This window comes from Thermosynechococcus sp. HN-54 (genome assembly GCF_023650955.1).
Classification (GTDB): domain Bacteria; phylum Cyanobacteriota; class Cyanobacteriia; order Thermosynechococcales; family Thermosynechococcaceae; genus Thermosynechococcus.
The window spans coordinates 1160911-1174395 of record NZ_CP098039.1; the positions used below are offsets into that span (position 1 = coordinate 1160911).

The 13485-nt window shown below is 53.8% G+C and carries 14 protein-coding genes; 11 read left to right on the top strand and 3 right to left on the bottom strand.

What is annotated here, in order from left to right:
• The 6 genes from NBE99_RS05565 (at position 1) to NBE99_RS05590 (ending at position 6175) form a co-directional block, all read left to right on the top strand.
• Positions 1–1482 (top strand): cobyric acid synthase, encoded by a 1482-nt coding sequence (locus tag NBE99_RS05565; RefSeq protein WP_250683488.1) that lies wholly within the window; start codon positions 1–3, stop codon positions 1480–1482.
• Positions 1483–1578: 96 nt separating this feature from the next.
• Positions 1579–1932, top strand: a complete 354-nt coding sequence (locus tag NBE99_RS05570; RefSeq protein WP_250683489.1) for a hypothetical protein — start codon at positions 1579–1581, stop codon at positions 1930–1932.
• A gap of 27 nt (positions 1933–1959) precedes the next feature.
• A complete protein-coding gene (trpD, locus tag NBE99_RS05575) occupies positions 1960–2979 on the top strand; it encodes an anthranilate phosphoribosyltransferase (RefSeq protein ID WP_250683490.1) in 1020 nt (339 codons plus the stop codon).
• Positions 2969–3835 (top strand): carboxylating nicotinate-nucleotide diphosphorylase, encoded by an 867-nt coding sequence (nadC, locus tag NBE99_RS05580; protein ID WP_250683491.1) that lies wholly within the window; start codon positions 2969–2971, stop codon positions 3833–3835. Before trpD ends, nadC begins: the two co-directional genes overlap by 11 nt.
• Before the next feature lie 43 nt (positions 3836–3878).
• Complete coding sequence (locus NBE99_RS05585; protein ID WP_250683492.1) at positions 3879–5522, top strand: iron ABC transporter permease; 1644 nt, start codon at positions 3879–3881, stop codon at positions 5520–5522.
• A 71-nt stretch (positions 5523–5593) separates the two neighbouring features.
• Complete coding sequence (locus tag NBE99_RS05590; RefSeq protein WP_250683493.1) at positions 5594–6175, top strand: DUF1997 domain-containing protein; 582 nt, start codon at positions 5594–5596, stop codon at positions 6173–6175.
• Between the two features lie 20 nt (positions 6176–6195).
• Here NBE99_RS05590 and NBE99_RS05595 read toward each other — a convergent pair whose 3' ends face one another.
• Together NBE99_RS05595 and NBE99_RS05600 are read right to left on the bottom strand one after the other, a co-directional pair.
• Entirely contained in the window at positions 6196–7371 is a 1176-nt protein-coding gene (locus tag NBE99_RS05595) for an aldehyde dehydrogenase family protein (RefSeq protein ID WP_250683494.1), read from the bottom strand.
• A 13-nt stretch (positions 7372–7384) separates the two neighbouring features.
• The gene (locus tag NBE99_RS05600; RefSeq protein ID WP_250683495.1) at positions 7385–7804 is read right to left on the bottom strand and encodes a hypothetical protein; all 420 of its coding nucleotides are present in this window, start codon (positions 7802–7804) and stop codon (positions 7385–7387) included.
• 202 nt (positions 7805–8006) lie between these two features.
• Here NBE99_RS05600 and NBE99_RS05605 point away from each other — a divergent pair, with 202 nt between their 5' ends.
• Positions 8007–8909 (top strand): polyphosphate kinase 2 family protein, encoded by a 903-nt coding sequence (locus NBE99_RS05605; RefSeq protein ID WP_250683496.1) that lies wholly within the window; start codon positions 8007–8009, stop codon positions 8907–8909.
• On the opposite strand, the gene radC is transcribed toward NBE99_RS05605, so the two are convergent.
• Positions 8906–9655 (bottom strand): DNA repair protein RadC, encoded by a 750-nt coding sequence (radC, locus tag NBE99_RS05610; protein WP_250683497.1) that lies wholly within the window; start codon positions 9653–9655, stop codon positions 8906–8908. The two genes, NBE99_RS05605 and radC, sit on opposite strands and share 4 nt — an antisense overlap.
• A 455-nt stretch (positions 9656–10110) precedes the next feature.
• On the opposite strand from radC, the gene NBE99_RS05615 reads away from it, so the two are divergent.
• The 4 genes from NBE99_RS05615 (at position 10111) to NBE99_RS05630 (ending at position 13395) form a co-directional block, all read left to right on the top strand.
• Positions 10111–11715, top strand: coding sequence for an iron uptake porin (locus tag NBE99_RS05615; RefSeq protein WP_250683498.1), 1605 nt, complete (start codon positions 10111–10113; stop codon positions 11713–11715).
• Between the two features lie 178 nt (positions 11716–11893).
• Positions 11894–12229, top strand: coding sequence for a hypothetical protein (locus tag NBE99_RS05620; protein ID WP_250683499.1), 336 nt, complete (start codon positions 11894–11896; stop codon positions 12227–12229).
• A complete protein-coding gene (rsmG, locus tag NBE99_RS05625) occupies positions 12216–12896 on the top strand; it encodes a 16S rRNA (guanine(527)-N(7))-methyltransferase RsmG (RefSeq protein WP_250683500.1) in 681 nt (226 codons plus the stop codon). The genes NBE99_RS05620 and rsmG overlap by 14 nt, the downstream gene beginning before the upstream one ends.
• Positions 12897–13104: 208 nt before the next feature.
• A complete protein-coding gene (locus NBE99_RS05630; protein ID WP_250683501.1) occupies positions 13105–13395 on the top strand; it encodes a DUF1816 domain-containing protein in 291 nt (96 codons plus the stop codon).
• Positions 13396–13485 lie beyond the last annotated feature (90 nt).

Here is a 13485-nt window from a genome sequence, read left to right on the forward strand (position 1 = left end):
ATGACTGCTAAAGCCTTAATGGTGGTGGGCACCACCTCCCATGCCGGTAAATCTCTGCTCACAGCAGTCATCTGTCGCTGGCTAGCTCAACAGGGTTATCGCGTCACGCCCTTTAAGGGACAAAACATGGCTCTCAATGCCTACGTCACCCGTGATGGTGGGGAAATTGGCTATGCCCAAGCAATGCAGGCCTGGGCGGCAGGTATTGAACCTGAGGTGGCCATGAATCCCATTCTTCTCAAGCCCCAAGGCAACATGACCTCCCAAGTGATTCTCAAGGGGCAGGTGGCGGGGGTCACCCAAGCGGCAGACTACTATCGGGATTATTTTGAACGCGGCTGGCAGGCAATTACAGAGGCCTTGGCGGATCTGCGGCAACGGTTTGACTGGATTGTCTGTGAAGGGGCAGGGTCACCGGCGGAAATCAATCTCAAGCACCGCGACCTGACGAATATGCGGGTGGCGACGTCTCTTGGGGCACCGACGATCCTTGTGGCGGATATTGATCGGGGGGGGGTGTTTGCCCATATTGTCGGGACATTGATGCTTCTTGACCCCGCTGAGCAGGCCTTGATTCAGGGGATTGTGATTAACAAGTTTCGCGGCCAGCGATCGCTCCTTGAGAGTGGTTTGCAATGGCTAGAGGAGACCACGGGAGTACCAGTTTTAGGGGTGATTCCATGGCTAGAGGATCACTACGCTGCTGAAGATTCCCTTGATCTATGGGATCCGCGTCCGCAACGCCAAGGCGCCGACTTAAAAATCACTGTCATTCGACTGCCGCGCATTGCCAATTTCACGGATGTGGATCCCCTCCTAGCAGAACCCAGTGTCTCCCTTGAGTTTCTGCTGCCCCATCGCCCCTTGGGTCAACCCGATGCTGTGATCTTGCCCGGCACGAAAACCACGATTGCCGATCTCCATGTCCTACGAGAAACGGGGATGGCAGATCAACTCCAAGCTTACGCTGCCCAAGGGGGGACGATTCTCGGCATTTGCGGTGGGTGGCAGATTTTGGGGACGACCATCAGCGATTCCTTGGGCTTAGAGGGATACCGAGGCACCCACACAGGACTGGGACTCATGCCCTTGCATACTGAATTGGCAACAACAAAGTGCACCCAGCAGCGACAAACCCAATCCGTGTACTTTTCCTGTCCGGAGCCTATCCTAGGCTATGAAATTCACCAAGGCCAAAGTAACTATGACCCTGACCTCAAGGGTTGGCAGCCCCTGTTTGCCGATGCAGCCCTAGGAATTGTGAACGAGGCGGCGACCCTCTGGGGCACCTATCTGCACGGATTGCTGGAAAACGGGAGTTGGCGTCGCCATTGGCTCAATGTGTTGCGATCGCGCCGGCAGTTGCCGCCCCTACCCACAGCCATTCCTCACTATGCCCAGCAACGAGCTGTCGCACTGGATCAACTCACAGCAAGCGTCATGGCTCATCTGAACCTAGAGGGCATTTGTAAATTATGTTGATGTAAAAATTTCAAATTGTTAGCAATTGTCATGGCTGGCAAATGACTCCCCTAGACTGAGGAACGATGTGCTGATGATAGGGAGTGCAAAAGGACAATGACAGTGGCTGCTTCTTGGTCAGTGGGAATACTAATTGTCTCGGCGATCGCCGCCCTGAGTGGCTTAAGCTGGCTCTTGTACACGGATTATCAAGAGGAAAAACAATTTCCCCTGCGGGAGCATTCCCCCCAAGAGGCCTATGGTGAAACCCTCTGGCGCATGATCTTCGTCTATTGGCTTGTCTATTGTGGTGCGCGGGGTCTGCAAATCGCTGTACCATTAGAAGGCACAGATTTAGGTCAAATGTGCAAAATCACCGCACTCTTGGCCTTTTTACTCACCACTTCTTCGCTGCTTTGCTTACCGATGCACTATTGGCAGGCACGTCAGCGGCAGCAACAACTCAATTAAGTCTCGAGTCTCTGCCTCCAAGGTTCAATGTGGTCTGACCTGCTCCAACAACTCCTCGATCGCCAAGCCCTGACCCAAGAGCAGGCCACCCAGTTAATGCAGGGATGGCTGGCAGGAGACATTCCCGATGCCCTCTCCGGTGCCATTCTGACGGCACTTCAGTTCAAAGGGCTGACGGTTGAGGAACTCACGGGGATGGCCAATGTATTGTTGGCTCAGTCCGCAGGTGCGCCGCTGGATTTGGCCGAACCCCTCATTGATACCTGTGGTACGGGGGGCGATCGCGCAGGTACATTTAATATCTCCACGGCAGTGGCCTTTGTTGTGGCAGCAGCGGGGGTCAAGGTGGCCAAGCATGGCAATCGTTCAGTCTCTAGCCGTGTCGGTTCAGCGGATGTCCTTGAGCGCCTTGGGGTCAACCTTAGCCACAGTGATCCTGCATTTCTACTCAAGGAAGTGGGGATTACATTTCTCTTTGCCCCCGGTTGGCATCCCGCCATGAAAGCCGTCGCTCCCCTGCGCCGTACCCTGAAAATTCGCACGGTCTTTAATCTCCTTGGTCCTTTGGTGAATCCGCTTCATTCCACGGGGCAGGTGATTGGTGTTTTTAGCGATCGCTATCTTGAAGCCATGGCCGGTGCCCTCCAACGCCTTGGACGCCAACGGGGAATTGTCCTCTATGGTCGTGAAGGGGTGGATGAAGCCACCCTTGGTAATATGACTGATCTAGTGATGTTTAGCAGTCCGGCGGAGTCGCTGCGCCAAGAAGTTCTCGATCCCCAAGCCTTGGGACTAGCCAGTGCCCCCCTCAGTGCCCTCGCTGGTGGTGATGTCCAAACCAATGCTGAAATTCTCACCCAAGTGCTTCAGGGAAAGGGCACGACTGCCCAGCAGGAGGTGGTGGCCCTCAATGCAGCATTGGCTCTTTATGTGGCAGCAGCAGTGCAGGATTGGTGGGAAGGGGTGGATCGCGCAAAGGCAATTCTGGCCAGTGGCGCCGCATGGGACAAGTTACAGGCATTGGTGACGCTTTCCAATGAGTCCTAGGGTGTCTGCCTATTTGCCGCCGTGGTGTGTCTTGGATCCGTTGCTGGATCAATGGTTACAGGAGGACATTGGTCGGGGCGATCGCACCACCCAAGCCCTGCATCTCCAAGATCGCCAAGGAAAAGCCCACATCCGTCTCAAAAGTCAGGGAGTGATTGCCGGTCTGCCCATTGTGGAGCGGGTGTTCCAACGCCTGACAGCAGCAGTAGTGTTTACCTACGAACAGGCCGAGGGCACCCTTTGTGAGGCGCCGACAATTGTTGCTCAAATTGAGGCTCCCCTAGAAACCTTACTCTTGGGTGAACGGCTGGCTCTCAATTGCTTGATGCGCCTCAGTGGCATTGCTACCCTCACCCATGCCTATGCCCAGCAAATTGCTGACTTGCCAACGCAACTCGTCGATACCCGCAAAACAACGCCCGGACTGCGCCTGTTAGAAAAATATGCAGTGGCGGTGGGGGGCGGTGTCAACCATCGCTTTGGTCTTGACGATGCGATCCTGATTAAGGACAACCACATTGTGGCAGCGGGGGGAATCACAGCTGCGGTTGAGAAAGTGCGCCAAGCCAGTCCCTTTCCCTTGGCCATTGAAGTGGAAACCGAGACCCTTGAACAAGTCCGTGAAGCGGTTTCCCTAGGGGTGGATGTGATTATGCTCGACAACATGCCGATTGCGGAGATGACCAAAGCCGTGGCCTTGATCCGGGCTGAAGCTCCCCAGATTAAAATTGAGGCCTCTGGCAACATCACCCTAGAAACCTTACGAGCGGTGGCCTTGACGGGGGTGGACTACATTTCCACCAGTGCAATGATCACGCGATCGCCGTGGCTAGATTTTAGTTTGACGATTCTTTGAGTCGGCTGTCAGAAGTTGAGTGCCTATTTTCGGAGGTTGCCCCGTGTCAAAATCCATCAGTATTCCGCGGCGAGTTCGGCTCAAACCTTGGGAGTTGCTGGTGGGGCTGATTGCCCTCGTGATTGCCGTGCCCATTCTTGTCATTCTCAGTCAAGTCTTTGTGAATACGGGGGACACTTGGCAGCATCTCGCCACAACGGTTTTGCCCGACTACTTGCTGAACTCCCTCTGGTTAATGTTGGGCGTAGGGATAGGCGTTGTGGTCATTGGTGTGAGTACGGCATGGCTGGTGACCAACTGTCAATTTTGGGGCGTGCGCTGGTGGCAATGGCTACTCTTAACCCCCTTGGCAGCCCCTGCCTATGTGTTGGCCTATACCTATACGGAATTTTTGGCTTTTGAAGGACCGATTCAGGGATGGCTGCGGGAACTAACGGGTTGGGGTTACGGTGACTACTGGTTTCCTAATATCCGCTCCTTGGGGGGGGCGATCGCTATGCTCACCCTCGTTCTCTATCCCTATGTCTTTCTCTTGGTGCGAGTGGCATTTTTGGAGCAGGCCACCTGTAGCTTAGAGGCCAGTCGTTCCCTTGGCTGTGGACCTTGGCGCAGTTTTTGGACGGTGGCGTTGCCCCTTGCTCGGCCAGCGATCGCTGCGGGTACCAGTCTTGCGCTCATGGAAACCCTCAATGATTTTGGTACTGTGCAGTACTTTGGTGTCGATACCTTCACCGTCGGGATTTACCGCACTTGGTTTGGCATGGGCGATCGCGTGGCAGCGGCACAGCTGGCCGCAGTGCTGGTGGTCATTGTCTTTGCCCTACTGCTGTTGGAAAAGTGGTCTCGCGGCAAGGCGCGCTACTACAATCGCGGGGGCGATCGCCCCATTCCCTATGTACTCAAGGGCTGGCGAGCGGCTTTGGCTTGGCTGGTCTGTGCCCTACCGGTGTTCTTTGGTCTCCTGCTCCCTGGAGGACTGCTGCTTTACTTGGCCATTAGCTATCAACAGCTTCAGCTCAGTCAGGAGTTTCTAGAGCACGCCAGCCACAGCCTGATTTTGGCTACCCTATCTGCAATCCTTGCTGTTGGCATTGCTCTACTGCTGGCTTACGGGCGTCGTCTGCTGCCGACGGCTTGGATGCGCTGGGGAACACAGGTGGCGGCGATGGGCTACGCCATTCCCGGTACAGTCATTGCGGTGGGGATTCTCATGCCCTTGGGGTGGCTAGACAACGTCATTAATGATGTCAGTGAGCGGCTGTGGGAGGTGGAAGTGGGCTTGATTCTCAGTGGCACGATCACCGCCCTGATCTATGCCTATTTGGTACGTTTTTTGGCGGTTTCCTTGGGCAGTGTTGAAGCCAGTCTGGTCAAAATTCGTCCTTCCCTCGATGAGGCGGCGCGTACCTTGGGGCGATCGCCCTGGAATATTCTGCGCACCGTTCACCTGCCTTTGATGGTACCCGGCCTTTTTACTGCTGCCCTGATGATCTTTGTGGATGTGATGAAGGAACTGCCCGCCACATTGGTCATTCGCCCCTTTAACTTTGATACCCTAGCAATACAGGTTTACCGCTTTGCCTCTGATGAGCGACTTCCCGAAGCCGCCTTAAGTGCTTTGGCCTTGGTGGTGGTGGGTCTCATTCCTGTCATTTGGCTGGGACGGCAAACCCGCTGGGCTGACTAGGGGGTTCGGTTTACCGTTTACCCTTTTCTTAATAATTCGTTACATTAGAAACAATGTTCGCTAGGTGTGCCATGTACTTAGAGTTTAAGGCTAGCCAATCTGTCCGCCTTAGCATTGAAACGCCCACAGCTCTCTTGCAGCACTACCTGCGCCAGCCCCAGCGGCTTGTCTATGCCCTAACCGATCCAACACGGGTGGCATTTTTGGGGAGCGATCGCTTTCGCCTGAAGATGCGTCCTCTGAATTTTCTGATGGTGAGCCTACAACCCACCGTTGACCTTGCCGTCCATGCCAATAGTGAGGGCTGTGTGCAGTTGCGCTCCCTTGGCTGTGAAATTCGCGGGGTGGACTACATCAATCGCCGCTTTCACCTCGCCCTCGAAGGTTACTTGTCTCCTCAAGCAACGGCGAACGGTACGGATTTGATGGGGCTAGCTGACTTGCAAGTGGGGGTAGATATTCCGCCCCCCTTGGATCTGACACCGCGCCCGATTCTCGAAGCCACCGGCAATGGCTTGCTCAAGAGCGTCCTCTTAACAATTAAACAGCGTCTCAGTCAGCATCTTGTCGCCGATTATCAACGCTGGCTCACCGAAGTGGAAACCAAGGGCAGCGGTGATTGGCTCGTCCCTCTTTCCGCGAGTTCGACCTAAGCGTTTGCGAAGTTGATCCCTTAGAGGTAAACTTGCTTGGTGCTCAGTAACTGAGCAAGGCCAAAGAGTCCTCGCTGGAAACCCCTAGCAGCAACACCAATGGCCAAGGCATCCCAGCGTTCTAGCTGCGGGGGGCGATTGACAAAGACAAGGGGGGTTTGCGCCTGCTGATAAAAAATCCGGCAGTCTTCGTAGCTGCTGGCAACAATCCCACTGGCGGCGCTGCCGTACTGGTGAATCCAATTCAAAGCTGCAGCTAAATCCTCTTCGTAGTGCCACGCCAAACGTCGATCTAGATAAGGAAGTGGCCACTCACTGGCATCCACAAGGGGAAGTTGCCCATAGTTGCGGTGTAAGTGCTCATCCACCCCCTGTTTGTAGCCGGCTTGAGTCAACTCATTGATCACAAACGTGAGATGGGAGGGATTGACATTACTGAGGACAATGACCTTTTCAATGGCAAGGGCGCGATCCGGATTGGCTTGGTGGCTGTGCTGAATACAGTGGAGGACGCTCTCTGGGGAGACAGAACCATCCCAAACCAAGTAGGTATTACCAAGGGAGAGAGACACCAAGGGGCAGCGAGCAGCAGCGCGTTGCTCGGCCACAAAACGAGAGCGGCCATAGACAAGGGCTAAATCAACAGCGGTGGCATCCGCAAGCCAACTGGCGGGCGTTAAGGAGAGGGTTTGAATGGCGGTTTTCGGCAAGCTGGTTTTACTCAAAGCAGCCTCGATCAGGCTGGCGATCGCCCTAGCGGTATAGCGACTACTTTCACTGCTCCAGAGCACGAGTGCGTTTCCTGTTTTCAGAGCCATGCCCGCCAACATCAGACTCAACGTCGGTAGCCCTTCATAGACCAAGGCCACGACTCCCAAGGGAACGGCATACTGGAACCTCTCTGGCCGCGTTGGCAACGGCTGCTGCCACGGATCTGCCGCCTGATAAAGGTGCTCTAGCCACTGCCGAATGCGGTGGAGGCGCTCATGGGTTAGCCGCAGCCAGCCCAAAACAATCTGAGAAACAGCCAAATCGCGACTGGATTCAAGGTCAAGAGTATTTTGCTCCAACAGGAGAGGTTCTGCTGCCTCTAACTCGGCAATCAATCGCCCTAGAGCTTCCTGACGCAGGGCATAGCTGGCTTGGCTAAGGTGTGTACTGGCGACCCGCGCCCCCCTCAACGGATCGGGCAACATAGCGGAGCGTGGCTCAACGGCGGGAGAGGGCAATCCACACTAAAAATGCGGGCGTCAGTGCAATCAGCAGGGAGGCAATAATCCATAGCAACCCTTCAGGTTTTAAGGACAATTGTAGAAGCAAGGGCAGCCACAGGAGAATTGGCATCAACAAAAAGAAGCTGAGGCCAATGGCAAAATACCAATAGCCGTCTGAGAAGCCCCGCTGCAACTGACTCCACTGCAATCCCGTCCAATACCACGCTCGTTTGTAGGGATAGGTGGTGGCCAATTGCTCAATCGAATAGCCATCCGGACGGACGACAAAAATTTGTTGACAGCGCCGACACCCAAAAGCTTCCGTAAGGGCGATCGGCATCAACTCCCCTTGGCGACGACAGGGGCAGGGGTAACTTGCATCGAGATCCAGTTTGTGAGGTTTAATCGGAGCCACGGTGGCTGTCCAAAAGGCAAACGACAGGAAATGATTCGATTGAGGGCGATCGCCCGCCTACTGATACAGCATACAAACAGAATTCTGTTTTGCCCGCGACTTATACAATTTGTTAAAGAGAGACGGGAAAGCTGCATATTTCGATTTTTATCCACTGGAAGAATGTAGGCTAGGATACAGTTCTGCCGCAAACTCGCTAAGCATGATTCCTCAAGATTTTCTCGACCAAATTAACCCCGATCGCTACATTGTCCCTGTGGGGGAGAAATTTCACTGGAAGCACTACGATCCCGATGATACCGCTGGTCTCAAAAGCAAGGTCGAAGCTCAAGAACTCCTTGCCGCTGGCATTAAGAAGCTAGCCGCCTATCAAGATGTTCTCTATGCCCAGAATATCTATGCGCTGCTGATTATTTTCCAAGCCATGGATGCAGCGGGCAAAGACAGTACCATCAAACACGTCATGAGTGGCATTAACCCCCAAGGCTGTCAGGTGTATAGCTTTAAGGCACCCAGTGCGGAGGAGTTGGATCATGACTTTTTGTGGCGAGCCAACCGGGCATTGCCAGAGCGGGGCTGCATTGGTATTTTTAATCGCTCCTATTACGAGGAAGTCCTAGTGGTGCGGGTACACCCAGAGTTGCTCAATCGCCAGCAACTGCCCCCCGAAACTAAGACCAAGCACATCTGGCGCGAGCGCTTTGAGGATATTAACAATTACGAACGTTACCTAACCCGCAATGGCATTCTCATCCTCAAGTTTTTCTTGAATATTTCCAAAGCTGAACAAAAGAAACGTTTTCTAGAGCGCATTAGTCGCCCAGAAAAAAACTGGAAATTTTCGATTGATGACGTACGCGATCGCGCCCACTGGGACGACTATCGAGAAGCCTATGCCGATGTCTTTCGCCACACCAGTACCGAATGGGCACCGTGGCACATTATTCCCGCCAATCACAAGTGGTTTGCCCGCCTCATGGTGGCTCACTTCATTTATCAAAAATTGGCGAGTTTGAACCTGCACTATCCGATTGTCAGTGAAGCCCACAAGCAGCAACTCCTAGAGGCAAAAGCGCTGCTGGAAAATGAACCGGATGAGGATTAGGCACTGACATCTCCTTGGGGCACGTCTTGCCAGAGGGGGGTGATCTCCCGCAGACTTTGGTAATCCCCATTGCCGAGAATCAAATGGTCAAGTACCGGAATCCCCATGAGCTGTCCTGCTTGCAGAATTTGTTTTGTCAAGTCCAGATCCGCTTGACTGGGAGAGAGATTGCCTGAAGGGTGGTTGTGGGCAATGATCAGGCGGCTAGCATTGCGGCGCACCGCTTCACGGAAAATTTCGCGGGGATGGGCAAGGGTTTCTGTAGCGGTTCCCACCGTGATCACATGAGACCCCAGCAGGCGATGGCGCACATCCAGCAATAGAACCGCAAAGCGTTCCGTCGGTTGCCACATGAGATCGGCACTGAGGACAGCGGCGGCAAGGGCAGGATTGTCAATGATCGTTTGCTCCCCCGGCCGCGACTGAAACACCCGCTTCCCCAGTTCCACCGCAGCTAGAATCGTGGTGGCTTTGGCAGGGCCAACACCGGGGATGGCCATCAATTCCTCTGGGGTAATGTCGCGTAAAACGCTCACGGCATCGGTACTGTCACCACTGCGCTCCCCCAACTGTTTGAGGATGAATTGTCCTAAGCCCACGGCTGAGAGTTTACCGGCCCCTTGACCTGTTCCCAGTAAAATCGCCAACAGTTCTGCCGAACTCAGGTAGCGGGCGCCTTGGCTGAGCAACTTTTCACGGGGGCGATCGCCCACGGGCAGATCAGCAACACGGAGCGAGTAGGACATGACAGCAGCGATCAACGGAGTTGCTAAAAAGCATACCAAGGTTTCCTCACAACAGCATTGAGGCTGACTCAGAGAATTCGCAAGAATCAGTTGACTTTTATTTGCAATTAGTTCAAGCTAAAGAAAGCAAAGAAACCGTTTTCCTCTGTTCAGCCTCAATGAACTTATTGCGAATCTACTCCTGACTTTTTCTAGAGAGCAGGTGATGATTGCCTGTTCAGAATCGGTGGGGGCGATCGCCCGATTGCCCTTGAAGACTCTATAAATCGAGGCTTGCAGGTACTTTGATCATTATTGAGGAGTGAATAATGGCGAGATCGATCGCGGTCTGGCTGGGGCTAGCTTTGGCTCCTGCTTGGGGAATGTCAGCGGCACTAGCTGCGAATCAATCGCAAGATACATCCCATGCAAGTGATTTAGATGCCTCTAGATTTCTTGATTCTGAGTTGCAACAAATGACTCATTCAGTAAAATTACCCTTTCAAGTGGCACAAATGCCAGCAGTGGCGGACTTAGAGGCAGCAGTTCCCCGACTCCCTGCCCCCGAGCAGTCTTTGGGAATGCAGCGGACACTGCCCCAAGTGACCTCGGTGAATCAACTCTCGGATGTGCGCCCCACCGATTGGGCCTATCAAGCCTTGGCGTCACTGGTGGAGAAATATGGCTGTATTGCCGGCTATCCCGATGGCACCTTTCGCGGCAACCGTGCTGCCACACGCTTTGAGATGGCTGCGGCGTTGAACGCTTGCTTGGATGTGATCAGCGATCGCTTTGCCAGCAAGGAAGATCTGGCCACGCTTCAGCGGCTAGCGGAGGAGTTTAGTAGCGAATTAGCCGTGATCAAGGGACGGGTGACGAATCTAGAAGGCCGCGTTGCCAACCTCGAAGCCACCCAATTTGCCACCACCACTAAACTACGGGCTTCAGCAATTTTTAGTGTGTCCGATGTCCTCACGGGCACCGAAGCTGCTCCTGCTCCCGGTCGCGGGTCAACTATTGAGGACAATCCAGTTGCCACCTACCGCGCTCGGCTGAACTTTGACACCAGCTTCTATGGCAGAGATGTCCTGCGGGTGCGCATTCAGGCCGCCAATATGCCCAACTACGGGAACGTTACAGGCACCAATATGGCACGCCTCAGCTACGACACCAATACCGGTGGCCAATTTGCCATTGATGACCTCTACTATCGCACCCCCTTGACCAACCGCCTGTTCCTTGCCTTTGACGCCGCAGCAGGGAACTTTGATAAGAATGTCTTCACCTTTAACCCCCTCTTGCAGTCCGATGAAACGGGAGCCATTAGCCGGTTTGGTCGCTTTAACCCCCTCTATCGCTTCGGTGGCGGTAACAGTGCCGGTCTGACCCTCCGTTACACACTCCTCGAAAATAGAGAGCAGGGCACGAGCCTCGTCCTCAATCTTGGCTATCAAGCGCCCAATGCCAACAATCCCAACCGCAATACCCCGAATACCAATGGTTTGATTGGGGGAGCCTATGCAGCCCTTGCTCAATTGGATTGGCGTCCTGTGAAAAACTTAGCCCTAGGATTGACCTATGTACGCTCCTTTGGGACTGGTGTTGCTGGCGGCACAGGCAGCAGTGGTTTTATTGGCTCTGCCGCTACTCCCATTGGTAATAATGCCAATGCAGCAGCCGATAACGTGGGGTTTCAGTTTACCTATCGCCCCATTCAGAAGTTCAATATTGCTGGCTGGGTGGGCTACTCCAATGTCTATCAAGTACAAGGGTTCACTGGACCTCGGGCAGAAGCAGAGGTCTTGAACTGGGCAGCCACCTTTGCGGTACCGGATATTTGGCGCAAGGGCGATGTTCTTGGCTTGATTGTCGGCCAACCCCCACAAACCATTCGTGTTCGTAATGTGGCCGGTGCCCCGGCTGCAACGTTTAACTCCTACCACATCGAGGGGTTATACCGCATTCCCATTTCGCCAAATATCTCGATCACACCAGGGGTCATTGCTTTGGTCAACCCCAACAGCAATAGTAACAATGCCCCTATCGTCTTAGGGGTGGTGCGGACAACTTTTAGCTTTTAGTTGCCGCTGGGCAATTCTAGCTAACCTACCCCCTGCCCAAAGGGGTGGGGGTTCTTGTTACTTTCGGGGGTGCTGAACATCAAAAACGGCATCTGCTAAGGTAGGGGTAGCTCTCTGAGTTGCGAGAGTCACGACCGCTTGTTGAAGTCCTTAACCATTGAATTGGGAACATGCGTCTATGTCTGAAGAACAAACCCCCACAACCATGTCCGAAGAACCAGTTCCGACACCAGAGTCCCCGACTTCTGAACCTGAAACGGAAACCGTCAGTCCTGAAGAAGTGACCGAAGCAGCAAAAGCTCTTCTTGCTGCTCTGCAACGGTTTGCCGCCGCTCAAATCAAAGCGCTGCCAGCGGATGTGCAAAAGGCTCTTGAAACAGCGATCGCAGAGCTAAAGTCGAATGCCGATACGGTCTCTAGCCATGTCAAGGATTTTGAGGAGCGACTCAAGGCGGCGTGGGAGGTGCTAACGGCGAAGAAAGAACTGCCCAGCGGTGGTGATGGCGAATCCTAGCCCGTTGACATTGGAACCCTTCCCTTGGCACCCCACCCTCAATTGGCAGCCTACCCCCCAGCAACACCGACAGTTGCAACGCTTCTATGAAGCTATTCTGGAAGCCAACCGCCGCGTTAATCTGACCCGTATTACTGAGGTTGATGACTTTTGGGAGAAGCACCTTTGGGATTCCCTGAGGGGAATTCTGCCATGGCTTCAACCTACTGAAGGAACACCTTGGGGGACAAAGATTCAGCAGGTGATTGATATTGGCAGTGGGGGTGGCTTTCCGGGGGTACCGGTGGCGATCGCCCGCGCGGATTGGTCAGTAACGCTTCTTGAGGCGACCCAAAAGAAAGTCAAGTTTTTGCAATCCCTCCCTCAAGTACTTGATTTAAGGAACATTCACCCTGAATGGGGACGGGCGGAAGCCCATGGACGCCGCTATGATTTGGCTCTCATTCGAGCTGTGGGAGATATTCGTCGTTGCTGTGCCTATGGTTTACCGCTATTACGGTCGGGGGGCATTTTAGTCCTGTATCGAGGCCAGTGGAACGAAGAGGATGCGCAGACTTTAGAAATGCTCCTCCCGCGATACCACAGTCAACTACTGGAGATTCAAGCATTCACGACCCCCTTGAGCCATGCCCAGCGGCACTGTCTTTATGTGCAGCGTCGGGCCTGAACCACTGATCTAGAGAGATCTAGAGATCATCAGCGGCGTCTGACTTGTCCTCATGGGGAGTCTTGATGTAAATAAATATGACAATTGATGGTTTGGAATTTTCGCCATACACATTTAGGGGGGGATCAGTTATACACAAATAGAGAGCAAACCAAGAGATGCATGGATTGGTTGGGGCAAGTTGGCAAGTCTCGGAGGAATATGGTCAATGTTTAGCGATAACAATACAAGTTTTACAAGCTGGCTGGCGGATCTCGTCAATGGCATGGGTCTCGCGTGGTGGGTGAAGATCGAGACGAAAACGCCCGCCTGCACCTACTATTTTGGTCCTTTTCTGACGCAAGCTGAAGCGGAGAAGGAGAAGCAGGGCTACATTGACGACCTTAAGGCTGAAGGGGCAGAGGACTTGGAAGTGACGGTCATGCGCTGCCGTCCTGAACAGGTCACCATTGAGGCTGAAAAAAAGACGCGGGTGCCCCTTAGTGTAGGCACGACATAGTCACCCGAAAATTGGCTCTAAAACTCTCTCTTTGAGGGCGACGCGGCCTTCAGTTTTTTCCTAAGCGGCTCCCCAAGGCGACCACCCCCC